The 22,244-nt window shown below is 70.5% G+C and carries 18 protein-coding genes; 9 read left to right on the forward strand and 9 right to left on the reverse strand.

The genetic code is table 11. The features are described from left to right. The first annotated feature begins 101 nt into the window (after nucleotides 1-101). Complete coding sequence (locus tag ACFHNC_RS03110) at nucleotides 102-1,400, forward strand: ArgE/DapE family deacylase (RefSeq protein WP_437167749.1); 1,299 nt, start codon at nucleotides 102-104, stop codon at nucleotides 1,398-1,400. After that, nucleotides 1,397-2,632, forward strand: a complete 1,236-nt coding sequence (locus ACFHNC_RS03115; protein ID WP_437167750.1) for a Zn-dependent hydrolase — start codon at nucleotides 1,397-1,399, stop codon at nucleotides 2,630-2,632. Before ACFHNC_RS03110 ends, ACFHNC_RS03115 begins: the two co-directional genes overlap by 4 nt. A 127-nt stretch (nucleotides 2,633-2,759) precedes the next feature. Here the strand turns inward: ACFHNC_RS03115 and ACFHNC_RS03120 are convergent, their stop codons facing one another. Next, complete coding sequence (locus ACFHNC_RS03120; RefSeq protein ID WP_437167751.1) at nucleotides 2,760-3,572, reverse strand: alpha/beta fold hydrolase; 813 nt, start codon at nucleotides 3,570-3,572, stop codon at nucleotides 2,760-2,762. 101 nt (nucleotides 3,573-3,673) lie between these two features. On the opposite strand from ACFHNC_RS03120, the gene ACFHNC_RS03125 reads away from it, so the two are divergent. Then, complete coding sequence (locus ACFHNC_RS03125; RefSeq protein WP_437167752.1) at nucleotides 3,674-5,176, forward strand: M81 family metallopeptidase; 1,503 nt, start codon at nucleotides 3,674-3,676, stop codon at nucleotides 5,174-5,176. 72 nt (nucleotides 5,177-5,248) lie between these two features. Continuing rightward, complete coding sequence (locus tag ACFHNC_RS03130) at nucleotides 5,249-5,758, forward strand: GNAT family N-acetyltransferase (RefSeq protein ID WP_437167753.1); 510 nt, start codon at nucleotides 5,249-5,251, stop codon at nucleotides 5,756-5,758. 3 nt (nucleotides 5,759-5,761) lie between these two features. Here ACFHNC_RS03130 and ACFHNC_RS03135 read toward each other — a convergent pair whose 3' ends face one another. From ACFHNC_RS03135 to ACFHNC_RS03160, 6 genes are all read right to left on the reverse strand, one after another. Continuing rightward, complete coding sequence (locus tag ACFHNC_RS03135; RefSeq protein WP_437167754.1) at nucleotides 5,762-6,007, reverse strand: DUF1801 domain-containing protein; 246 nt, start codon at nucleotides 6,005-6,007, stop codon at nucleotides 5,762-5,764. Nucleotides 6,008-6,244: 237 nt separating this feature from the next. Further along, nucleotides 6,245-7,174, reverse strand: a complete 930-nt coding sequence (locus ACFHNC_RS03140; RefSeq protein ID WP_437167755.1) for a sugar kinase — start codon at nucleotides 7,172-7,174, stop codon at nucleotides 6,245-6,247. Nucleotides 7,175-7,259: 85 nt separating this feature from the next. Further along, entirely contained in the window at nucleotides 7,260-7,889 is a 630-nt protein-coding gene (locus ACFHNC_RS03145) for a bifunctional 4-hydroxy-2-oxoglutarate aldolase/2-dehydro-3-deoxy-phosphogluconate aldolase (protein ID WP_437167756.1), read from the reverse strand. Between the two features lie 54 nt (nucleotides 7,890-7,943). Then, nucleotides 7,944-9,467 carry a tripartite tricarboxylate transporter permease gene (locus ACFHNC_RS03150; protein WP_437167757.1) on the reverse strand — a complete coding sequence of 508 codons (1,524 nt, stop codon included), beginning with the start codon at nucleotides 9,465-9,467 and terminating at the stop codon, nucleotides 7,944-7,946. Between the two features lie 10 nt (nucleotides 9,468-9,477). Next, nucleotides 9,478-9,927 carry a tripartite tricarboxylate transporter TctB family protein gene (locus tag ACFHNC_RS03155; RefSeq protein ID WP_437167758.1) on the reverse strand — a complete coding sequence of 150 codons (450 nt, stop codon included), beginning with the start codon at nucleotides 9,925-9,927 and terminating at the stop codon, nucleotides 9,478-9,480. Nucleotides 9,928-9,979: 52 nt separating this feature from the next. Beyond that, complete coding sequence (locus ACFHNC_RS03160) at nucleotides 9,980-10,993, reverse strand: Bug family tripartite tricarboxylate transporter substrate binding protein (RefSeq protein WP_437167759.1); 1,014 nt, start codon at nucleotides 10,991-10,993, stop codon at nucleotides 9,980-9,982. A gap of 135 nt (nucleotides 10,994-11,128) precedes the next feature. Here ACFHNC_RS03160 and ACFHNC_RS03165 point away from each other — a divergent pair, with 135 nt between their 5' ends. After that, complete coding sequence (locus ACFHNC_RS03165; protein WP_437167760.1) at nucleotides 11,129-11,920, forward strand: SDR family NAD(P)-dependent oxidoreductase; 792 nt, start codon at nucleotides 11,129-11,131, stop codon at nucleotides 11,918-11,920. Between the two features lie 19 nt (nucleotides 11,921-11,939). Here the strand turns inward: ACFHNC_RS03165 and ACFHNC_RS03170 are convergent, their stop codons facing one another. Both ACFHNC_RS03170 and ACFHNC_RS03175 read right to left on the reverse strand, forming a co-directional pair. Beyond that, nucleotides 11,940-16,226, reverse strand: coding sequence for an EAL domain-containing protein (locus ACFHNC_RS03170; protein ID WP_437167761.1), 4,287 nt, complete (start codon nucleotides 16,224-16,226; stop codon nucleotides 11,940-11,942). Between the two features lie 236 nt (nucleotides 16,227-16,462). Continuing rightward, nucleotides 16,463-18,262: an ATP-binding protein gene (locus ACFHNC_RS03175; RefSeq protein ID WP_437167762.1), complete on the reverse strand. Its 1,800-nt coding sequence runs from the start codon at nucleotides 18,260-18,262 to the stop codon at nucleotides 16,463-16,465. Between the two features lie 153 nt (nucleotides 18,263-18,415). Between ACFHNC_RS03175 and ACFHNC_RS03180 the strand changes: the two genes are divergently transcribed. From ACFHNC_RS03180 to ACFHNC_RS03195, 4 genes are read left to right on the forward strand one after another with little or no spacing between them, the layout of a single operon-like run. After that, complete coding sequence (locus ACFHNC_RS03180) at nucleotides 18,416-19,510, forward strand: glycosyltransferase (RefSeq protein ID WP_437167763.1); 1,095 nt, start codon at nucleotides 18,416-18,418, stop codon at nucleotides 19,508-19,510. Further along, entirely contained in the window at nucleotides 19,507-20,946 is a 1,440-nt protein-coding gene (locus ACFHNC_RS03185) for a glycosyltransferase family 39 protein (RefSeq protein WP_437167764.1), read from the forward strand. The genes ACFHNC_RS03180 and ACFHNC_RS03185 overlap by 4 nt, the downstream gene beginning before the upstream one ends. Nucleotides 20,947-20,997: 51 nt before the next feature. Continuing rightward, on the forward strand, nucleotides 20,998-21,987 hold the full coding sequence (gene msrP / locus ACFHNC_RS03190; protein WP_437167765.1) for a protein-methionine-sulfoxide reductase catalytic subunit MsrP: 990 nt from the start codon (nucleotides 20,998-21,000) through the stop codon (nucleotides 21,985-21,987). After that, a complete protein-coding gene (locus tag ACFHNC_RS03195; RefSeq protein WP_437167766.1) occupies nucleotides 21,978-22,244 on the forward strand; it encodes a hypothetical protein in 267 nt (88 codons plus the stop codon). Before msrP ends, ACFHNC_RS03195 begins: the two co-directional genes overlap by 10 nt.

The raw sequence follows: 22,244 nt of genomic DNA on the forward strand, positions 1-22,244 counted from the left end.
GGCGACGGTAGGGGCGCATGGCCGACACTGTCCATCGGGCGCCGCTGGACAGATCGCCCTCATGGGGGCTGACTGCGCGGACTGCTGCCCAAGGGTTCATGATGACCGACGCCATCCCGCTCGACCCCGGCGCCCGCCGCGCCATCCTCGATGCCTGTGATTCGTTGCGCGGGGAGGGTGAGCAGGCGCTGATGCGCCTGGTGCGCTGCCCCTCGACGCTGGGGAACGAGCAATCCGCGCTGAACGAGATGGCGCGGGTTTATGAAAGCCTCGGCCTCGCCCCGCAGCGCGTGCCGACCGATCCGGCGGCGCTGGCGAACCATCCCGGCTTCTCGCCGCCGCTCGTTTCCTATGAGGGGCGGGACAATGTCGTCGCGGTGCACCGGCCGCGCGCGGCGAGGGGCCGGTCGCTCGCCTTGCAGGGCCATGTCGATGTGGTGCCGGAAGGCGCCGAGGATGAATGGACCACGCCGCCCTATGAGCCCGCCATCCGTGGGGGCCGCATGTATGGCCGCGGCGCGGGCGACATGAAGGCCGGCATTCTGTCGTATGTCACCGCCTTCCGCGCCCTGAAGCTCGCCGGGCTGCAACCGGCGGCGGAGGTGCAGATGCAGTCGGTGATCGAGGAAGAATGCACCGGCAATGGCGCGCTCGCCTGCATGCTGGCGCTGCCACGGACCGACGCCGTCATCATCCCCGAACCCGGCCCCGGCCTGCCCGCGATGTACAGCGCGGAGGTCGGCGTGGTCTGGGCCTGGGTGACGGTCACGGGCCGCCCGGCGCATGTGCGGGACAAGCAGGCGGGGGTGAATGCAGTGGAGGCGGCGATGTCCATCTGGACCCGCTTCGAGGCCTATGAGCGGGACATGAATCGCGGCGAGCTGATCCATGCCAGCTTCCGCGGCGTGAACCATCCGGTGAACGTCAACCTCGGCACCTTCACGGGCGGCGAGTGGAATTCCTCCGTGCCGACACGCGCCACGCTCGGCCTGCGGGTCGGCGTGATGATGGGCAATACGGCGAGCAACGTGCGCGCGGATATCGAGCGCATCGTGCAGGAAGCGCGCGGTGATGCGGCGCTGAAGGGCGCCAAGGTGAAGGTGGAGTTCAAGGGTTTCATGGCGGATCCCTGCGTCTTCGACATGCAGGCGGAGATCGTGCAGACCTCGATGCGCAACTTCGCCGATCTCACCGGGCATCAGCTGCGGAAATACCCGGCGACCGGCCTGACCGACGGGCGCTTCTTCACCCTGTATCAGAACACGCCCGTGGCCTGCTTCGGGCCGGATGCGCAGGATATCCACGGCATCGACGAAAGCGTCGGCATGGACAGCATGCACGACATCACCCGGACCATCGCAATCACCATGGCCGAATGGTGTGGAGTGGAAGCGGCATGAGCAATTTCAGACCCTCCGGCGCCCGTCTCTGGGACAGCCTCATGGAATTTTCTCGAATTGGCGCCACCGCCAAGGGGGGAAACAATCGGCAGACTCTCACCGACCTCGACGGTGAGGCGCGCGCGCTGCTGCAACGCCAGGCGGAGGCGGCGGGTGCGACGCTGGTGCTCGACCGCGTCGGCAACATGGCGCTGACCCGGCCGGGGCGCGACCCGTCCCGCAAGCCGGTCGCCATCGGCAGCCATTTGGATACGCAGCCCACCGGCGGGAAGTTCGACGGCGTGCTGGGCGTGCTGGTTGGCCTCGAAATCCTGCGCGCCTTGGACGAGGCGGGGATCGAGACGGAGGCGCCCGTCATGCTGATCAACTGGACCAATGAGGAAGGCGCGCGCTTCTCCCCGCCCATGATGGGCAGCGGCGCTGCCATGGGAATCTTCCCGGAAGCCGAGGTGCTGGCGAAGACGGACAGTGCCGGTGCGGTCTTTGGCGACGAACTCTCCCGAATTGGCTGGGCGGGGGCTGCCGATCCGGCGGCGTTGCAGGATCTGGAAGCCTATTTCGAGGTGCATATCGAGCAGGGGCCGCAGCTCGAAAAGCGCGGCCTCGACCTGGGCATCGTCACTCACGCCCTGGCCCAGCATTGGTTCGAGGTGACCGTCACCGGCGAGAATGCGCATGGCGGCAGCGTCATGGCCGGGCGGCGGGATGCCATGATGGGCGCGGCGGAAATGATGCTGGCCATTGAGAAAGCCGCGCTGGCGGCCGGCGCACGCGCCACGGTGGGGCGCCTGACCGTGCATCCGGACAGCCGCAATGTGGTGCCGGACCGGGTGTGGTTCAGCCTGGATACGCGCCATGACGATGAGCACATGCTGGCCGACCTGGCCGCCGTGTTGCGCGGGGAGGCAGCGGCGATCGGCGCGCGGCGGAATGTCGCGATCGCGGTGGAGGATTTCTGGATATCCCCCGCCACGCCCTTCGCGACGGCGCTGGTGGACCGGCTGCGTGACTCCGCGGAGACTCGGCAGATCCCATATCAGGAGATGCCAACTGCCATCGGCCATGACGCGGTGTATTGCGCGCGGCGCGTGCCGACGGTGATGGTCTTCACCCCCTGCCATGGCGGCATCAGCCACAACGAGGCCGAAAGCATCACGCCGGAATGGGCGGAGGCCGGGCTGCTGGTGGTGGCGGATGCGGTGTTGGCGACGGCGGGGGTGGCGAAAGGATAGAACGCGGCCTCGCCCCCACCCCGACCCTCCCCCGCAAAAGCGGGGGAGGGAGCAGAAACCCTCTCCCGCATCGCGGGGGGGCGCGGCACTGTCGCGACGCCAAAGGCTGGACGGGGTGCGGGTGGTGCTACCCCCGCCCCAAAAACCCCAGCACCGCCGCATTGAAGGCCTCCGGCTGTTCCCACTGCGCCGCGTGACCGCATTCCGGCAGGATCAGCAATTCACTCCCCGGCAGCGCTCGCTGGAACTGCCGGAACACCGAAGGCGGCGCCCACAGATCGGCGTCGCCGCCGACCAGCAGCACCGGCATCGCCAGCCGCCCGAGCGCCGCGCGGTCCAGCCGGTTCAGCCGGCGCTGTTCCACCCTCGGCCCCTGGATCGCGGCATGTTCCAGCGCCAGCCAGGCCGCCGTGCCTTCGGGGTTCGCAGCACGGTAGCTCGGGCCTACCTCACGAAAGGTCGCCGGCAATTCGGAAAAGCCCTTGGGCCGCAGGCTGGCGCTGAGCGCGGCGTAATCCGCATCCTCCAGTCCCATATGCGTGCAGGCCAGCACCAGCCGCCCGACGCGCTCAGGAAAGCTCAGCGCGAAATCGAAGGCGACGATGGCGCCTGCCGCGCAGCCCAGCAGATGCGCCCGCGCCACGCCCAGCGCCTCCATCAGCGCCGCCAGATCCTCCCCCGCGCAGCCCGGGTCCTGCGTGGCCGGAGACCCGAGATGCCCGCGCCGCGAATAGCCGATGACGCGATAGCCCGCCGCCGCCAGCACCGGCTGCTGATACCCCCAGACCGCATGGCTTCCGGTGCCCGGATGCAGCAGCACTACCGCCGGGCCGTCGCCGCCCGTATCCCAGCAGGCCAGGCTGCCGCCCGGCACCGGCACCTGACGCAAGGCGGCCGGCACGGGCGCGGGCAGAGGGTGGCGCAGTGCGGCGTCGGGCATGGTGGCTCCTCTCGATTCGGCCCCGCATGCTGGCCCGCCTTCCCACCCGCCGCCATGGCTGGCAGCCTTCCGGGCACCGGCTTCGGAGAACCCTGATTCCCATGCGTATCGCCATCGGCGGCTTCCTGCACGAGAGCCATTCCTTCGCGAAGATCCCGACCCGCTGGGCGGATTTCCTGGCGCCTGGCGGCTGGCCCCCGGTGCAGCGCCCGGCGACGCTGCTGAACACGCTGCGCTCTTCCGCGGTGCCCGCCGCCGGCGCCATCCGCGTGGCCGAGGAAGCCGGCGTCACTATCGCCCCGCTATCCTGGGGTTTTGCGAATCCGGCCGGCCCTGTCACCGCGGAAGCGTTCGAGCGCCTCGCTTCGCTGATCTTCCACGACCTGCAGGCGGCGCTGGATGAAGGCCCGATCGATGGCCTGTATCTCGACCTGCACGGCGCCATGGTGGCGGAGCATTTCCCGGATGCGGAGGGTGAATTGCTGCGCCGCGCGCGGGCCATCCTCGGCCCGGATGTCGCGATCACCGCCAGCCTCGACCCGCATTGCAACCTGACGGCCGCGATGGTGCAGCACGCGGACGCGCTGGCGCCCTTCCGCACCTACCCGCATGTGGACATGAAGGAGGCCGGGGCGCGGGCCATGCAGTTGCTGTTCGACCGCATCAAACTCGGCCGCCCCTTCGCCAAGGCGTTCCGGCAGCTCGACTACCTGATCCCGATCACCGGCCAATGCACGCTGGTGCCGCCGATGGCGGATGCCATGGAAGCCCGCGCCGCGATCGCGGCGCGCCACGGTGTGGCTGAGCTCGGCCTCTGCTTCGGTTTCCCCTATGCCGATTTCGCCGATTGCGGCGCCGCCTTCGCGGCCTTCGCCACCGACCAGGCCAGCGCCGATGCGGCGGCGGAGGCGCTGCTGGCCGACCTCGCCGCGCGCGAATCCGCCTTCGCGCCGGACATCCACGATGCCGCGGCCGGCGTCGCCAAGGCCATCCAGATCGCCGCCGGGGCAAGCCGCCCGGTGGTGCTGGCCGATACCCAGGACAACCCCGGCGGCGGCGGCCATGGCGATACCACCGGCCTGCTGGCCGAACTCATCCGCCAAAAGGCGGAAGGCGCGGTGCTGGCGCTGATCAACGATGCCGAAAGCGCCCGCGCCTTCCATGCGGCCGGGGAGGGGGCGGAGGTTTCGCTGAGCCTCGGCGGCAAATCCGATGGCGCGCCGCTCGCCGTCACCGCGCGGGTGCTGAAGCTGACCGATGGGCGATTCGTCTGCACCGGTCCGATGGCCGGCGGCAACGCGGCCGATCTAGGCCCGACTGCGCTGATCAGCCCGGCACCGGGCGTTCGCGTGATCGTGACCTCGCGCAAGATGCAGGCCTATGACCAGGCTCTGTTCCGCCATCTCGGCGTCGAGCCCTCCGCGCAACGCATCCTGGCGCTGAAGTCCAGCGTGCATTTTCGCGCGGATTTCCAGCCGATCGCGGAGGTTGTGCTGGTGGTCGCCGCCCCCGGTCCGGTGGTGGCGGACCCGGCCACGCTGCCCTTCACCAGCCTGCGGCCCGGCCTGCGGCTGCGCCCGGGCGACAACCGCCGCACGGCCTGAGGCGCCCGGGGCTGGTATGGCGGTGGCTGCACGCCTAAGTGGCGAATCTCATCTCCCGAGGCATGCCAGACGTTGCTACGCACCCTGCGCCACGATGGCGGAGCCTCTCCGGCCGCGATCCGCATCGCGCGGATCGACGCCCTGCCGGAGCAATTCGAGGATCTCGCCGCCGACGCCCTGGGCGACGGCCAGCGGATGCTTGAGGTGCTGCGCGAGGATTGGCAGGCCGGCACGCTGCGCTTCGATGGCCTGGGGGATGCGCTGCTGGCGGCGCATGTCGGTAGCGCGCTGGTCGGGGTCTGCGCGCTGACGCGCGATCCCTACCTGTCGCAGGACCGGGTGGGGCGGGTGCGGCGGCTTTATGTGCTGCGCGCTGCCCGCCGCTTCGGCATTGGACGCGCACTGGTACAGGCCGTGGTGGCCCAGGCGGCGAGCTGCCGCTATCCGCGGCTGCGGGTGCGCGCGCCGGTTTCGGCCTTCGGCTTCTACGAAAGCTGCGGCTTCCTGCGTGCGGTGGGGGAGCAGTCGGCAACCCATGTCCATCCGTTGCCGGACCCGGTGCCATCGGCCGCCGGGGACTGACCCTCAGGGGATCCAGCCGGGCAGGGACGCGGCCTGCTGGACCCAGGCCGCCATCTGCGCCTCGGGAAATTCATCGCCCTCGTAGATGTCGATCCAACGGGCATCCTTGCTGCGCTCCGTGCCGCCAGGCGGGATGGGCTGCAGCGAAAGGCCATGGAAGAAGGTCACCTTCACGTAGCGGGTGAGGACATGGAAGCTCAGGAACCAGCCATGACCCTCGATGCCATAGAAGGGGGAATTCCAGCGCACCGCCTTACATCAGGCACCGTGGCGGTGATCAGCCCGTCCAGGCGGCGGCCGAGATCGCTTTTCCAGCCCGGCATGGCGGCGATATAGGCCTGGACCGGGGCGTCCCCATCCGCCTTCGCGATCTGCGGATTGCCGCCCGACAGGAGCACGGGCTTTCCATCGGCCGGCTGAGGTGGAGCCTTTGCCTTGTCGGGCAGCCTCTTCGCCATGTCGCACACGCCAGCATGTGAAGCCGGGTCAGTTCCGGTGCACCTCCAGGAAGGCATGCACCTCCGCCGCCGTCGGAATCGGCGCGACGGCGCCATAGCCGGTGGTGGACAGCGCCGCGGCGGCGTTGGCGTAGCGGGCGGCCTGCCAGATGTCGTCGCCCGCCACGGCGCGGGCCAGGAAGGCGCCGGCCAGCGTATCGCCCGCCCCGGTCGCATCCACCGCCTCCACCGGGAAGCCGGGGACATGGGCGCGGGCCTCGCGGCTGGCCACCATCAGCCCCGCCGCGCCCAGCTTCAGCAGCACCAGCGGGCACAGCTTCAGGTAGAAATCGACAATCGCCTCCGGCTCCACCAGCCCGGTCAGCAGCCGCGCATCATCCAGCGAGGGGAACACCAGGTCGGACATGCCGACAGCGGTGTGGATGCAGGCGGAAGCCCGCCGCAGCGGCCACAGGCGCAGGCGCAGATTGGTGTCGAAGGACACGGTGACGCCCGCCTTGCGCGCCACCTGGATGGCGTGAAAGGCGGCGTCGCAGGCGGTGTCCGAAATGCCGAGGCTGATGCCGGACAGATGCAGGATGCGCGCGCCCTGGATCGCCTCCTCCGGCACATCGGCCGCGCGCATGCGGCTGGCGGCGCTGCCGCGGCGGTAGAAGGTGAAGTCGTGGCCCTGCGGCCCGTGGCTGACGAAATAGATGCCGGTCGGTGCATCCGGGTCCACCCGCACGCTGGTCGCATCCACGCCTTCCAGCGCCCAGAGCTGCGCGAAGCTCTCGCCCGGCCGGTCGCGGCCCATATGGGCGATCATGCCGGCATCGGCACCGCTACGCGCGGCGGCGATGGCGGCGTTGGAGACGTCGCCGCCATGCCCTTCCAGATACAGGGTGCGGCCATCCGCGCCGACGGGCTGCTGGTTGTATTCCAGCATCGGCTCACCGAGGCAGAGAATGTCAGGCATGGGCGGCAATGCTCCGGAACTCAGACGGCGGTCTCCACCCAAGCCTGCGGCAAGTGTTGCACGCAGACAATGAGGCGCGCGGCGTTCAGGCCTGCTTCAGGCCGAGCACATCGCGCGCCGCGGCCTCGATTCCGGCGCGATTGCCGCTTTTCAGCAGCGCCTCATCCACCAGCCGCCCGCCGATGCCGACGAAGGCGGCGCCGGCTGCCAGGTAGTCCGGCGCATTGCGCGCATCGACGCCCCCGGTGGGGCAGAAGGCGACATCCGGGAACACCGAGCGCAGCGCCTTCACATGCGCCGGGCCACCGGCTGAACTCGCCGGGAACAGCTTCACCACATCGGCCCCGGCAGCGAGTGCCGCGCGCACCTCGGTCGGCGTCATGGCGCCGAGCATGGACACCGCGCCGGCAGCGCGCGCGGCCTGCGCCACCGCCGGGTCCACCCAGGGCGCGACCAGGAAGCGCGCCCCAGCCGCCAGGCAGGCCTCCGCCGCCGCCTGGTCCGGCACGGTGCCGGCGCCGATGGTCAGCGCCGGGTCGGCGGACAGGGCGCGGATCAGCCCAGTGGCGTCGGGCACGGTCAGGGTGATCTCGAAGATGGTCAGGCCCGCCCCGCGCAGCCATTCCACAGCCAGCGCCGCCAGCCTCGCATCGCTCGTGCGGACCACCGGGATGACGCGCGCGGCGCGGAGTTGCGGCAGCAGGGGGTGGGTCATCGCAGCGTCTCCCATTTGGCGGCGGCGACCAGTCAGCACGTCCGCCGAACGGGTTCAATCCACCGCGGCGACCGTGTCCGTCTTCAGCGCGGCGCGCCGGCGCAGGTCCCGGCGCAGCGACAGGCCGAGCGAGACGATCATCAGTATGATGATGCCGACCGCGACCGGGTAGTCGAACACGCGCATCGCCTCGCCGCCGGCAAGCTGATAGGCGCGCAGCATCTCCGTCTCGATCAGCTTGCCGAGCAGCAGCCCCACCACGATGGCCGCCACCGGGAAGCCGTAGCGGGACATCAGCCAGCCCAGCACCGCGAAGACGAGCAATGTCAGCGGCCCGGCAATGGAACCCTCGATGGCGAAGGCGCCCATGGTGGACATCACCAGCACGGACGGGATCAGGTAGCGCAACGGCAGGCGGACGATGGTGCTGGCGACGAAGACGAAGGCGCCGCCGATCAGAAGCAGCACGAAGGCCTGGGCGAAGTTGGACAGGATGATCGCGTAGACGATGTCCCGGTTCTGCTCCATGAAGCGCGGGCCGCCGATGACGTTGTGCATGGCGAAAGCCGCCAGCAGGATCGCCGTGGCGCCGCCGCCCGGGATGCCCAGCGCCAGCATGGTCGCCATGGACCCGCCCTCGGAGGAGCTGTTGGCGGACTCCGCGGCGATGACGCCCTCCGGATTGCCCTTGCCGAAGCTTTCGGGGTTCTTCGAAGCGCGCCGGGTTTCGCCATAGGAGATCAGGTTGGCGATGGAGGAGCCGATGCCGGGCACGGCGCCCACGAAGACGCCGATGGCGGTGCCGCGCAGCAGTGTGACCGGATGGCGCAACACCATCACGCCGCCGTCCAGGATGCGGCGCAGGCTGATGGTGCGATGCTCCTCCGACTCCACGATGAACTTCGCATTCACCAGCCCGAACAATTGGCTTGCGGCCAGCAGGCCGACCATGGCCGGAATGGTGGGCACGCCGTCCAGCAGCCACGGGATGCCCATGTCGCCGCGCATGTAGCCCGCGGTGTTCATACCCACGGTGCCGCACAGCACGCCGATGGCGGCCGCAAAGAGACCCTTGGCGACTGTGGACCCACCGATCGAGCCGAGCAGCACCAGGCCCCAGATGCCGATCGCCGCCATTTCATACGGCCCGATGCGCAGCACGATCTCGGCCAGCGGCTGCACCAGCAGGAACAGCACGACGTAGGAGATCAGCACGCCGATGCAGGAGGCAAACAGTGCCGCCCCCAGCGCTTCGCTGTGCTGGCCCTTCCGCGCCATCGGGTAGCCATCGAAGGTGGTGGCGACGGCGGAGGAGGTGCCGGGGATGTTGATCAGCACGGCGGGAATGGACCCGCCGAAGCCCGCCCCGGTGTAGACCGAGGTCAGGAAGATGATCGCCGGAAGGAAATCCATGTAGAGCGAGGCCGGCAGCACCAGCGCCATCGCCATGGATACGGAAATGCCCGGCAGCGCGCCGAAGAGCAGCCCGATCAGCAGGCCAGGTACCACCCAGATCCACGCCGCCGGAGAGCCGAGCAGCATGGCCGTCGCAGAGCCGAGCGCCGGAAAATCAATCATCGCGGCGGCCCTAGAGAAGGCTGGTGGGGAAAGGGTAGGGAACCAGCAGGCGGAAGCCGGTGACGATCGCCAGGCTGAACACCAGCGGGAAGATCGCCAGGGCAATCTTGTTCCGCTCGCCCCCGATGATCAGCGCGATCAGCGTGAAGCCCCAGATGGCGATGTCGTATCCCAGCGGCTCCAGCGCCAGGATGAAGCCACCGAAGGCCGCGACCATGGCGACCACACGGCCGACATCCGGCCAGCTTTCGGCCGGCCCTTCCTCCAGCTGCGCCGGGGTGCGGAGATAGCCGATGGCCAGCACCGCCCACAGGAACAGGACCAGCCAGGCGGTGGGCTGGAGCAGCAGCAGGTTCTGCGGGCTGAGCGAGACGCCGCGCGCCTCGATCAGATAGGCGAACGTCACCCCGGCCAGCAGGGTGACGAGCAGCAGCGGCGCCCAGGAAACGCGGCGTCGCATCACGGTATCCGGCATGGTGCGACGCTCGTCCTGGTGTGGGTGCTGGGGTGGCTCAGGCCTGCTTCAGCAGGTCGGCATACTGCGCCATCAGCGCGGCGGAGGACAGGTAGGCGCGGTTCGACGCCTCCGGCCCGTACCAGGTGGTGGCGAGCTGCTGGTTGCCCAGCGTGCTGACGCATTCCGGGTCCTTGGTCGCACGCTCCACCGCCTGCTCCAGGATGCGGTAGCGCTCCGGCTGCGCGTCGACGAAGCGCTTCAGCACGACGAAGCCGCGCTGCGACCCGTCCACGGATTGCGGCTGGAAGCCGGCGGTGCGGGCGTGGTCGCTCAGCAGCGCCACATCCGGGTAATCCGTGGACTTCTCGTCGGTGAACAGCAGCAACGGCTTGATGCGGTCCTTGATCGGCAGGAAGCCCTCGCCGCCGACAAAGCCGACATCGACATGCCCGCCCGCCGTCGCCGTGCGCGCCGGCCCACCGCCATCATAGGTGACGATGCGCACGCGCGACCGGTCGATGCCATGCGCCTGGAACAGCAGCGCCATGTTGATGAGGTCGGCAGAGGCCGGCTGAATGCCGATGGACAGGCTGCGCGGGTCCGCCTTCAGCCGGGAGATCACCTCGTCGATCGAGTTGATGCCCTTGCTCGTCGCGGAAGCCGCCAGCGTCAGGTCGCGCGAGGGCAGGTTGATCATGTGGAAGTCTTCCGCCTTGTAGCGGGCATTCCGGGTGATGATCGACAGCGGGATGAAGGGGCCGGCCGAATGCACCATCATCATGTAGCCGTCATCCGGCTGCTGCATGTAGAAGGTGTTGCCCAGCACCGTGCCGCCACCCGGCCGGTTCACCACCGTCACTGGCTGGCCGAGCTGCTTCTGCAGGAAGGGCGCCATGGCACGCGCCAGGCGGTCATTGTAGCCGCCGGTCGCAAAGGGAACCAGCAGCGTGACCGGGCGATCCGGGAAGGTCTGCGCGCGGGCGATGCCCGGCGCCGCGAGCGCCGCGCCGGCACCGGCGGCCAGCATCAGCGCCTGACGGCGCGAAACGGCTTGGATGAGCTTTGTCATGGCGGTATCTCCCTGGACGTCGACACTGTGGCCGAACGGCTCTTGGTCTTCTCCAAGTCACCTAGACACCCTACTGCTGACAGTCAACGGCAGACGCATGAGCGCGTGTAAGGCCGGGGACGAAGGAGGTTGAGCGTGGATCTGGGATATCAGGGGCGTCGGGTGCTGGTGATCGGCGCCTCCACCGGCATCGGCTTTGCCACGGCCAGGCTGCTGATGGGGGAAGGGGCGGAGGTGATGATCGCCTCCCGCGATGCCGCCGGCATCACTGCGGCAGCGGCGCGCATCGGCGCGGAAGTGGGCCGCACCCCCGCGACGGCGGTGGCCGACATCACCCAGGAAGGCACCGCCGACCGGCTGCTGGCAGAAGCCGCCGCACGGCTCGGCGGGCTGGATGCACTGGTGGACGCCGTGGGCGGCTCCATCCGTTCACCGTTCGAGGCGCTGACCGATGCGGACTGGCTGGGCAACTACCAGTTCAACGTCTTGTCCGCGGTCCGCGCCGTGCGCGCCGCGCTGCCGCTGCTGCGCCAGGGCGCGGCGCCCGCCATCGTGCTGCTGGGCGCGGCGGCATCGCGCATGCCCTACCCGAACCAGATCGTCTCCAACGTCCACAAGGCCGGGTTGCTGGGGCTGACCAAGACGCTGGCCGGCGAATATGCGGCGGAGGGAATCCGCGTGAACTGCGTCGCCCCCGGCCGCACCCTGACCCGGCTTTGGCAGGACCGGGCGGAGAAGCTGGCGGCGGAACGCGGCGTGGCGGTGGCGGAGGTGATCGCGGAGTTCAGCCACGAAATCCCGCTCGGCCGCTTCGCGACGGCGGAGGAGGTGGCGGTGATGGTGGTCTGGCTGCTCAGCCCGCGTGCCGCCTATGTCACCGGCCAGACGGTGAATGTGGATGGCGGCATCGCCCGCGGGCTGCTGTAGGACCGCGCTGCCTTCGCCCTCAGGCGGAGGCGCGACGTTCCAGCACCGCCTCGGATTCGCGGGGGCTGCTGGCTTCGCCACCCGCCGGGTTGGCGCCGATGATCTGCGCCAGCGCCTTCTCCAGCGTGGCGACGCGGATCGGCTTTTCCACATGCCCATCCATGCCGGCCTCGTGGCAGGCGGCGATATCCTCCCGGAAGGCGCCGGCCGTGACGGCGAGGATCGGCACCCGGCCGATCGGGCCGGGCAGGGCGCGGATACGGCGGGTGGCTTCCAGCCCGTCCATGCCGGGCATCTGCACATCCATCAGCACCGCGTCGAAGCCCGCCGCCTCCCGCGACACCGCCTCCACCGCCGCGGCGCCATCGGCCACCAACTCCACGCTGTGGCCCACCGCCTCCAGCGTCGCACGCAGCAGCAGGCGGTTCGCGGCCACATCATCCGCGGCCAGGATCCGCAGCCGCCGGCCATCGGCCCACGGCGCCGGCGCCACCGCCATGGCGGCGTCGGGCACGGCGGTGTTCGGCACGGCGGTGGCATTGACCACGGTGCCCCGCAGCGGCAGCACCAGCGGCGCGGCCGGGGGCGTCATGCCGGAAACCGGGGCGAGGATGGGCGCAGGTACCGCCGCGCCCGCCGGCTCGCTTGCCACCGCGGCCGGAAGCTCGAACCAGAAGACGCTGCCGTGCCCGCCTGGCCCGGCCTCATACTCGATCTGCCCGCCGAGCAGCGCCGCGAAACGGGCCGAGACGGCAAGCCCGAGGCCGGAGCCGGCGGCGCCGGTGCCGCGCGGGTCATAGCGGACGAAATCCTGGAATAGCCGCCCGTTCAGCATGGGTGAGACGCCAGGGCCGGTATCCGTCACCTCGAAGCGCAGCCTGCCCTCCAGCGGCTTTGACAGGCGCAGCGTGACGCCGCCGTGATCGGTGAACTTCACCGCATTGCCCAGCAGGTTCAGCAGCACCTGCCGCACCCTTGCGCGGTCCAGCAGCACGGCGCGTGGCACATCGGCCGCCACCTCGATCCGCAGCGCCAGGCCCTTCTGGTCCGCGCCGGGCCGCAGCAGGTCGATGCAGGACCGTGCGAGGGCCGCCGCATCGGCAGCCTCCAGCCGCGGCGCCTCGGCGCGCCCTGCCTCGATGGTGCTGATCTCCAGCAGGCGGCCGACGACGCCGGCTAGGTGCTCCCCCGCCTCGACGATGGTCCGGACCTGCTCGCGATGGTCAGGCCCCAGGCTGCGGTCGCGCAGCAGAAGCTGCGCCCAGCCCAGTATGCCATTCAGTGGCGTCCGCAGTTCATGGCTGGCCGCGGACAGGAAGCGGGACTTCACCGCGCTGGCCGCCCGCGCCGTCTCCAGCGCCGCGGCCAGGCGCGCGGCCATGTGGTCCAGACGCTGCGCCAGCGCCGCCAGTTCCGGCGTCGCCACCCGGCGGTCCAGCCCGACCCGGGCCGAGAGGTCGCCATCCGCCAGCCGGTCCACGGTACGGCCAAGCCGGCGGATCGGCCGCAGCACCATGACCTCGCCCAGCCCCAGAATGATCCCGAGCACCGCAAGCCCACCCAGGCCGAGCAGCAGATAGGACAGCAGGCGGCGCTGGCGGACGGGCGCGAGCAGTGCCTCCTCATCCACGCCAAGGATCACCCGCAGGCTGGTCCGGCCAACGGGCGCATGGGCAAAGATTCCGGTGATACCTTCCAGCATCGGTGCGCGCAGCAGCCCTGGGCCAGGGCTGGACAGGGCGGCACGGGCGGCCGGATGGGTGCTGACATCGACCCCGGGCCGCCAGCCGGCCGCCCTTTCGGGCCCGGCGCCCGGCACATGCAGCGCCACTAGCCGGCCGGTGCCGTCGATCACGGCGATGCGAAAATCGCGCGGCGCGGCGGCGATGAGCAGGCCGCGCAGCCAGTCCGGATCCAGCCCCGCGCCCAGCACCGCCGCAACCTGCCCATCCTGGCCCAGCACCGGCACCAGCAGGTGCAGCATCGGCGGCTCGTCCGGCCCAGCCGGCACGAGATCGGATAGCACCTCCGTGCCGGTCTGCAGCACGCGGTGGAACTGCGGAACATCGGCCGACGCCGTCCCGGGCGAATCGCCGCTATGGCAGATCAGTGTGCCGTCGGTGCGGATCACGCTCAGCGAGCGTTGCCACGGCGCGGTTGCGGCAATCGGCTGCAGCACGGCGCGACAGGCGCGGGCGCCGGCCGGGGCATCGACCCGGCCCGCCTCGCCGGCATCGAAGGTACCGGAGACTTCCGGCACGCGGGCCAGGGCGGTCAGCAGGGTGCGGGCCTGGCTGACCAGTGCCTCCACCTCCCGCGCGCCGCGCGCCGCGGCGGTCGCGGCCTCGGTCTCGGCGGTCAGGATGCGGTCATGCGTCTCGGTTTCGAACAGCCAGGCGGAAAAGGCGAGCATCGGCAGCATCGCCAGCACCGCAAAGCTCGCCCAGCGCCGCCTGATGCCAAGGCCCCAGCGCTGAGGCGGCAAGGCGCGGGGCGGGGTGCGCGCGGCCGGGCGGGGGGGCGCGGTGGCGGCGCCGGCCGGGTCGGCGGCGATTGCCGGGCGTGGCGCCAGGGTCCAGGTCGTGCCGGAAGGCGAAGAGCCCTGCGGCAGCGGCGGGTTCGGGTTTGGCCGGCCGATCAGGTAGCCCTGCACTAGGTCGCAGCCCTCGATGCGCAGGAAATCGAGTTGCGACTGCGTCTCCACCCCCTCCGCGCAGGCCTTGATGCCGAGGCCGCGGCACAGTTGCAGCACCGCGCGGATGACGCTGCGGGCGCGTTCGCTGCCATCAATGTCGCGGATGAAGGACCGGTCCAGCTTCACCTTGTCCAGCGGCAGGGCGTGCAGGTAGCCGAGCGAGGAATAGCCGGTGCCGAAGTCATCCAGCGCCACACGCACGCCGAGCACGTGCAGCTCCTCGATCGTCACCGCCGCCGCGGCCTCGTCCTTGATCAGCGTGCCTTCGGTGACCTCCAGCTCCAGCCGGTCCGGCGCCAGGCCGGAATCGCGCAGCATGCTGGACACCAGCCCCGCCAGCCCGCCGAGATGGAAGCGCGAAGCGGAGACGTTCAACGCCACCTTCAGCGGATAGGGCCAGGCGGCGGCCTGGCGGCAGCCCTCCCGCAGCACCCATTCATCCAGCATGCCGCCAAGGCCGCAGGCCTCCGCGATCGGCACGAAGATGGTTGGGGAAACCGGGCCGAAGCCGGGCCGGTCCCAGCGCAACAGCGCCTCGCAGCTCGTCACCTCGCCGGTCACGGTATCGGCCACCGGCTGCCATTCGAACCGGAAGGTGCCCTGCGCCAGCGCCGCGCGCAGATCCCGCTCCAGCGACTGGCGGCTGGCGAGCTGGCCCTCCATCGCCGGGTCGAAGCGCATCTGCCGGCCGCGCCCCTGGTTCTTCGCGGAATACAGCGCATTATCCGCGCGCCGCAGCAGCGCATCCGCATCCAGCCCATCGGCGGGCGCCAGCGCATAGCCGACGGAGGTGCGGATCGGCACCGGCTGGCCCTGGTATTCGAAGGGGGCACTCAGCGCCTCGATCAGCCGCACCGCCAGGGCTTCGGCTTCCGCATGCGTCACCGGGCCGGAGAGGATCACGGCGAATTCGTCGCCGCCGAGGCGCGCCACGGTATCATCGGCGCGCACGCAGCCCACCAGCCGCCGCGCCGCCTCCCGCAGCAGGGCGTCGCCGCCGGCATGGCCGAGCAGGTCGTTCACCGCCTTGAAGCGATCGAGATCGAGGCAGAACACGGCGAAGCCGTGCTGCGCCGGGCCCCGCGCCAGCGTGATCGCGGCCATCAGGCTCTGTTCGAAGAGCGGCCGGTTGCCGAGGCCGGTCAACGGGTCACGCAGCGCCGCAGACTGGGCCGAATCCAGGCTGGTCCGCAATTCGATGGCGGCCGCGACGCCCTGGGCGATGTCCGCCAGAGCGCGCGATGCGGCGGGCGGCATCTGCCGGGGCTCATGGTCCACCACACAAAGCGTGCCGAGCGCGTGGCCATGCTGGTTGATGATCGGCGCGCCGGCATAGAAGCGGATATGCGGGGGGCCGGTGACCAGTGGGTTGTCGGTGAAGCGCGGGTCCAGCCGCGCATCCTCCACCACCATCACCTCGTCCGGGGCGAGGATCGCGTGGGCGCAGAAGGACGTGCTGCGGGGGGTCTCGCGCAGGTCCAGCCCGGCGGCCGCCTTGAACCACTGCCGGTCGGCATCCACCAGGCTGACAAGCCCGATCGGTGCGCCGACGAGATGCGCGGCCAGGCGGGCGAAGCCGTCGAAGCGCGCCTCGGGCGGAGTATCGAGCATGCCCGTGGCACGCAATGCCCGGAGGCGCTCAGTCTCGTTTGCGGGCAATGCGGCGGGCGGCAAAGAGGGGGGCGCTTCCCTATAGGGTGGCAACGATTTACTGAGAGCAACTCCTGGTAGCATCAGACATTAAGGGTCGCTTCATTGGAAGGCAAATTGCCCTTACGCCGGTAGTTCAGACAACGTAGGCGTGTGTAAGGGATTGTGCGGGGCCCCCTTTGGCCCAGCCCGCCGGCTCAGCCCGCCGGCAGCAGCATATGCACCGCGGTGCCTTGGCCGGGCCGGCTATCCGCCAACAGCGCCCCATCGGCGCGGCGCAGGAAGGCCGCCACCATCGCCAGCCCAAGGCCGGTGCCGCGACCCGGCGGCTTGGTCGTGAAGAAGGGCTCGCCGAGCCGGGCCAGCGCCTCCGCCGACATGCCCTGGCCGGAGTCGCGCACCGTGATGCGGAGGTAGCTGCCCGGTGTCAGCGAAGGCGCCCCGGCGGGGCGCGGCGGGACCTGAAAGCGCTGCGCCGTGATCCACACCTCGCCGCCCTGCGGCATGGCATCACGCGCGTTGGCCGCCAGGTTGATCAGCGCCGTCTCCAGCTCCGCCCGGTCCAGCCCGGGCGCGCTGCGCAGCCCGGGCGGCACGTCGCAGCGCACGCGGGTACCGGCGCCGAGTGTCGCGTCCAGGAGGCCGGTCAGTTCGCGCAGCGAGGTGGTGATGTCCACAGCGCCCGCCGACTCCAGCGCCAGGGGGTCGCTGCGCCGCGTGGTGTCCAGCAGGCGGCGGGACAGGGCGGTGGCACGCGTCGCATGGCTTTGCAGCAGGTCGGCCACCTGTCGTACCCGCGCGGCGTCCTCCGCATGGCGTTGCAGTAGCCGGGCCGCGGCAGTCACGGATTGGGTGATGTTGCCGAAATCATGCGCCAACCCGCCCGCGAGCAGGCCGAGCGTGGCCTGGCGTTCCGCGCCGCGGGCGCGCGCTTCGGCCAGGCTGCGGCTTCGCATGCTGCGTTCCGCCTGCCAGATGGCGGCCAGCAGCACCACCATGGACAGCGTCGCGCCGGTCAGCGGGCCCAGCATGCGGCGCCGCCAGTCCCGGAACAGGGCCTGCTGCGACAGGCCGTAGGCAATGCCGACATCATGCCGTGCCAGCCGCCTGATCGCCGTCATCCGCGGTACGCCGTCGAAGGGGGAGGGGCCTTGCAGCACCTCCAGCGGGCCACGACGCAGCGCCCGCAGCATGCCCCCGGCGCTGCGCGGCAGGGCGGCGCCCACCGGCTCCGCCGGCTCCGGCACCGCGGCGAGTACCGCGCCATCCAGGCGGAACAGCGTGACCTGATCCTCCGGCGATTCCAGGATGCTGCGGTAGAAGGTCTGGAAATTGCCGGGCCAGAGCGTGGCCAGGATGGTGCCGCCATCGCTCAGCCCATCGGCGCGGGGCCTGGCGCGGACCACGGGAAACAGCGGCATGCCTCGATCGGAGGCGCGCACGACCTGGCCGATGAAGACCGTCTCGGGGATCGGACTGCCCGCGCGCTGCGCCGCCACATAGTCCCGGTGGGCGACATCGCGCGGCGGCGCACCGAAGGGCTGCGCGCTCGACATCACCATGAGGCCACCCGGGGCGACCAGCGCAAGGCCGCCAGAATTGAGGTTCACCGCATCCAGCGCGCGCAGGAAGCCGTACACACCCACATCCGCGGGCACATCCTGCCACGCCAGACCCCGCATGTGATGGACGATGGCGGCGATGGTGAGTTCCTGGGCATCGAAGGCGCGCAGCGCGTGCTCGTGCAGCATCTCGGCCACGCGCTCCACCCGTCCGCGCGCCGCCTGCTCCACCGTGGCCATCGTGCTGAAACTGATGGCGACCAGGGCCCCCAGCGGCAGCAGCACCGCGGAGGCCCGCAGCAACAGCAGCCCGCGCCAGGGCAGCCGGGTTGCCGCGGCGGCATCGGGTGGCGGGTTCACCACGCCCAGCACCGTGGCCGCGACCGGGTGACCGAATTCGAGACTGTCCACGGCATCGTCATGATGCGGATTCATCACATGCGCCGACCCGTCACGCTACCCTTCGTATAATCTGTAGTGTTGGTTGGCCGGGCCTGCGGGGTCGCCTGCCGGGCTGCATCCTCACCGGCGCCTGGGAATCGCCGGGCGGCGATTCCCAGGCGGGGGAGAGTGCTGTAGAGGCCCCGCGTGCGCTCGCTCCAGCCTGCCCGTCTGGCCATCATCATCCCCGTGTTCCGGGAGGCCGCCAATGTCGCGCCCCTGGTCGCCAGGCTCGATGCCGCGCTGGCAGGCTTGGCTTGGGAGGCGGTGTTCGTCGATGACGACAGCCCCGATGGCACCGCCGCCGCCGCCCGCGCCATCGCGGCGGAGGACCCGCGCGTGCGCTGCATCCGCCGCATCGGCCGCCGCGGACTGGCCTCCGCCTGCATCGAGGGCATGCTTTCGGTCTCCGCCCCCTTCGTCGCGGTGATGGATGGCGACCTCCAGCACGACGAAACCATCCTGCCCGCCATGTTGGCAGCGGTTGAGGCGGGGGCCGATATCGCCATCGGCAGCCGCCATGTGACGGGCGGCGCCGCCTCGGGCGGGTTTTCGGCCGCGCGTGGCGCGCTTTCGGATGGCGGCGCCCGGCTCGCGCGGATGCTGCTGCCGGTGCCGGTGGCGGACCCGATGAGCGGCTTCTTCCTACTGCGGCGGGATGTGGTGGAGGATGTGGCGCCGAGGCTGGCGGCGCGCGGCTTCAAGATCCTGCTCGATATCCTGCTTTCGGCCCGCCGCAAGCTGGTAGTGGCGGAGGTGCCCTATAGTTTCCGCTCCCGCCTCGCCGGCGAAAGCAAGCTGGATGCCACGGTGCTGCTGGAATTCGCCGGGCTGCTGCTGGACAAGGCGACCGGTGGCGCGGTGCCGATGCGTTTCCTGGCCTTCGCCGCGGTCGGCGCGGTGGGGCTGGTGGTGCATATGGCGGCGCTGGCGCTGCTGGTGGGCGCGCTGGGCTTCGGGGCGGCGCAATGGGCCGCGACCTTTGTCGCGATGACGGCGAATTTCGTGCTGAACAACCGCATCACCTATCGGGATGCCAGGCTGCGCGGGCCGGCGCTCTGGCGGGGCCTGGCGCTGTTCTACGTGGTCTGCGGCATCGGCGCCGCGGCCAATGTCGGCATTGCCGGGCTGCTGGTGCGGGACGGACTGCTGGCCTGGGGCGCGGCGGGGGCGGCCGGCGCGTTGATCACGGTGGTGTGGAACTACGCCGTATCCTCCACCCTGGTGTGGCGGGCGCGATGAGCGTGCTCTGGCTTCTCCTGGCCGTCACGGCGCTGCGGCTTGGGGTGGCCGCTCTGGTGCCGCTGGCGCCGGATGAGGCGTATTACTGGGTGTGGTCGCATAGCCTGCAATGGGGCTACCTGGACCATCCGCCGATGGTCGCCTGGTTCATCCGCGCCGGCACGCTGCTGGCGGGCGAGAACGCCCTCGGCATCCGGCTGATCGGGCCGCTCTCCATCGCGGTGGCCACGGTGCTGCTGGCGCGGGCGGCGGATGCGCTGTTCCCGCAACGGCGGCCCGGGCTTTGGGCGGCGGCGCTGTTCAACGCGACGCTGCTGGTCGGCGTCGGCGGCCTGTTGATGACGCCCGACCTGCCGCTGCTGGTGTTCTGGACTGCGGCTCTGTGGGCGCTGGCGCGGCTGCATGCCAGCCAGGATGGGCGCTGGTGGCTGGCCTTCGGGCTGCTGGCGGGGCTGGCGCTGTTCTCCAAATATACGGCCGCGCTGCTTGGCGCCGGAGTGGTACTGTGGCTGCTGGCCAGCCGGGAGGCCTGGCGCTGGTGGCGGGACTGGCGGCTTTACGCCGGCGGTGCGCTGGCCGCGCTGGTGTTCCTGCCGGTGGTCCTGTGGAACGCGCGCAACGAATGGGCCTCCTTCGCCAAGCAGGGCGGCCGCGCGGGCACGGACGAGGCCGGCTTCACATTTCGTTACCTCGGCGAATTGCTGGGCGGGCAGTTCGGGCTGGCGACACCGCTGGTCTTCATCCTGTGCGTGGTGGGGGTGGCGGTGGCGGCGCGGCGCTGGTGGCGGGGCGATGCGGCGGCCGGGCTGCTGGCGGCGCTGGTGCTGCCGGGGGTGGCGCTGTTCACCTGGCAGGCCACCGGCAGCCGAGTGCAGGGCAATTGGCCCGCCATGCTCTACCCCGCCGCCTGCATCGCCGCCGCCGCCTGCATCCCGCCGCGCCTGCTGTCCTGGCGCCGGCCGGCGGTGGGCCTCGGCGCGGTGCTGGCGCTGGCGGTCTATATCCAGGCGGCCTTCGCACCGCTGCCGCTCGGCCGGCGCCAGGATCCGACCTTGGCGCGGCTTGGCGGCTGGCCGGAACTGGCCGCGGCGGTGGAGGCGGAGCGCCGCGCTCAGGGCGCGCTTTTCGTGGCGGCGGAGGAATATGGCCTGGCCGCGCAGCTCGCCCTGAACCTGCCGCCCGGCGTGCCGGTGGTGGCGCTGAATCCGCGATGGGCGCTTTTTAATCTGCCGCGCCCCGTGCCCGGCGTAACCGGCCTGCTGGTGCAGAGCGAAAGACGTGACAGCGCGCCGGATTGGCCGGAAGCCCGGCTTATTCTGCGCGCCGATGGCCCGCTGCTGCGCAGCCGGCGCGGGATCGAGGCGGAGCGCTATCGCGCCTTCCGCATCGAGACGCGGCCGGATCTGCCGCCCACGGCCATCCTGCCGCGTCCTTGACGAAACAGGGTCGCGATCGAAGCTGTAGGCTAACTGAAGGCGGAGATATCCATGCTGATCAAGCGACCGCGCGGCTGGGAAATCCCCGAAAGCCAGGCCACGCCGGAGCATCTGGTGCTGGGGCGCCGCGCCCTGATGGCGGCCGCCGGCGCCGGGGCGATGCTGGCGCCCGGCGCGGCGGAGGCGCAATTCTGGCGCCGCAGCGCGCCGGCCGACCCCTGGACCCGCCTGCCGGAAGACCTGCCGGACCTGCCGCCGGCCATGCGGAACACTCGCTATCCGGCTGGCCGCGAGCTGTCGCCGGAGCGTGATGCGGTCACCTACAATAATTTCTACGAATTCGGCAGCGACAAGGGCATCTGGCCCACCGCGCTGCGGATGCCGACGCGTCCCTGGACCATCAAGGTGGATGGCATGGTCGAAAGCCCCGGCGAATTCGACGTGGACGACATCATCCGCCGCATCGGGCTGGAGGAACGGGTCTACCGCCTGCGCTGCGTCGAGGCCTGGGGCATGACGGTGCCCTGGACCGGCTTCGAGTTGTCGAAGCTGCTGGAGTTCGTGAAGCCGCTGGGCTCCGCCAAATTCGTGCGTTTCGAAACCGCCCAGAAGCCGGAGGTGATGACCGGCCTGCGGCAATCCTGGTATCCCTGGCCGCATATTGAATGCTGCACCATCGAGGAAGCAGGCAACGAACTGACCTTCATGCCGGTCGGCCTGTTCGGCAAGCCGCTGCCGCCGCAGAATGGTGGGCCGTTCCGCGTGGTGTTTCCGTGGAAGTATGGCTTCAAATCCGGCAAGTCGATCGCCCGCATCACGGTGACGGACCAGCGCCCCGTCTCCTTCTGGGAAACGCTGCAGGCCAGCGAATATGGCTTCTGGGCCAATGTGAACCCGGAGGTGCCGCATCCGCGCTGGAGCCAGGCGACGGAACGGCTGATCGGCAGCAACGAACGGGTGCCGACGCGGCTGTTCAACGGCTACGGCGATTTCGTCGCCGGGCTGTACAGCAACCTCCAGGGTGAGAGGCTTTGGGCCTGAAGATCCTCGGCATCCTGCTGCTGGCCGGCGCTGCGGTCCTGGCCGGCTGGTACGGCGCAGGGACGCCGTTGGGCGCGGTGATCTTCGGCATCTGGCCGGAATTCTTGAACACCCTCCAGGCCGGGGTTCAGCGCCGCATTCTGCCGGAGCTATGGGATTGGGTGTTCCTGCCGGTGCTGGAGGCACCGTCCTGGGTGGTGCCGGCGGTGCTCGGCGTGCTGCTGCTACTGAGCGGGCTGGCGCGGCGGCGGCGCTGA

This window comes from Falsiroseomonas sp. E2-1-a4, assembly GCF_051433165.1.
In the GTDB taxonomy this organism is placed as follows: domain Bacteria; phylum Pseudomonadota; class Alphaproteobacteria; order Acetobacterales; family Acetobacteraceae; genus Falsiroseomonas.

Excerpts from the sequence above, each read along its gene's own strand:
- ACFHNC_RS03160 (WP_437167759.1), bottom strand. The coding sequence starts at position 10,993 with ATGACAAAGCTCATCCAAGCCGTTTCGCGCCGTCAGGCGCTGATGCTG.
- ACFHNC_RS03115 (WP_437167750.1), top strand. The coding sequence starts at position 1,397 with ATGAGCAATTTCAGACCCTCCGGCGCCCGTCTCTGGGACAGCCTCATG.
- ACFHNC_RS03170 (WP_437167761.1), bottom strand. The coding sequence starts at position 16,226 with ATGCTCGATACTCCGCCCGAGGCGCGCTTCGACGGCTTCGCCCGCCTG.
- ACFHNC_RS03155 (WP_437167758.1), bottom strand. The coding sequence starts at position 9,927 with ATGCGACGCCGCGTTTCCTGGGCGCCGCTGCTGCTCGTCACCCTGCTG.
- ACFHNC_RS03185 (WP_437167764.1), top strand. The coding sequence starts at position 19,507 with ATGAGCGTGCTCTGGCTTCTCCTGGCCGTCACGGCGCTGCGGCTTGGG.
- ACFHNC_RS03110 (WP_437167749.1), top strand. The coding sequence starts at position 102 with ATGACCGACGCCATCCCGCTCGACCCCGGCGCCCGCCGCGCCATCCTC.
- ACFHNC_RS03120 (WP_437167751.1), bottom strand. The coding sequence starts at position 3,572 with ATGCCCGACGCCGCACTGCGCCACCCTCTGCCCGCGCCCGTGCCGGCC.
- ACFHNC_RS03175 (WP_437167762.1), bottom strand. The coding sequence starts at position 18,262 with ATGAATCCGCATCATGACGATGCCGTGGACAGTCTCGAATTCGGTCAC.
- ACFHNC_RS03145 (WP_437167756.1), bottom strand. The coding sequence starts at position 7,889 with ATGACCCACCCCCTGCTGCCGCAACTCCGCGCCGCGCGCGTCATCCCG.
- ACFHNC_RS03125 (WP_437167752.1), top strand. The coding sequence starts at position 3,674 with ATGCGTATCGCCATCGGCGGCTTCCTGCACGAGAGCCATTCCTTCGCG.
- ACFHNC_RS03140 (WP_437167755.1), bottom strand. The coding sequence starts at position 7,174 with ATGCCTGACATTCTCTGCCTCGGTGAGCCGATGCTGGAATACAACCAG.
- msrP (WP_437167765.1), top strand. The coding sequence starts at position 20,998 with ATGCTGATCAAGCGACCGCGCGGCTGGGAAATCCCCGAAAGCCAGGCC.
- ACFHNC_RS03150 (WP_437167757.1), bottom strand. The coding sequence starts at position 9,467 with ATGATTGATTTTCCGGCGCTCGGCTCTGCGACGGCCATGCTGCTCGGC.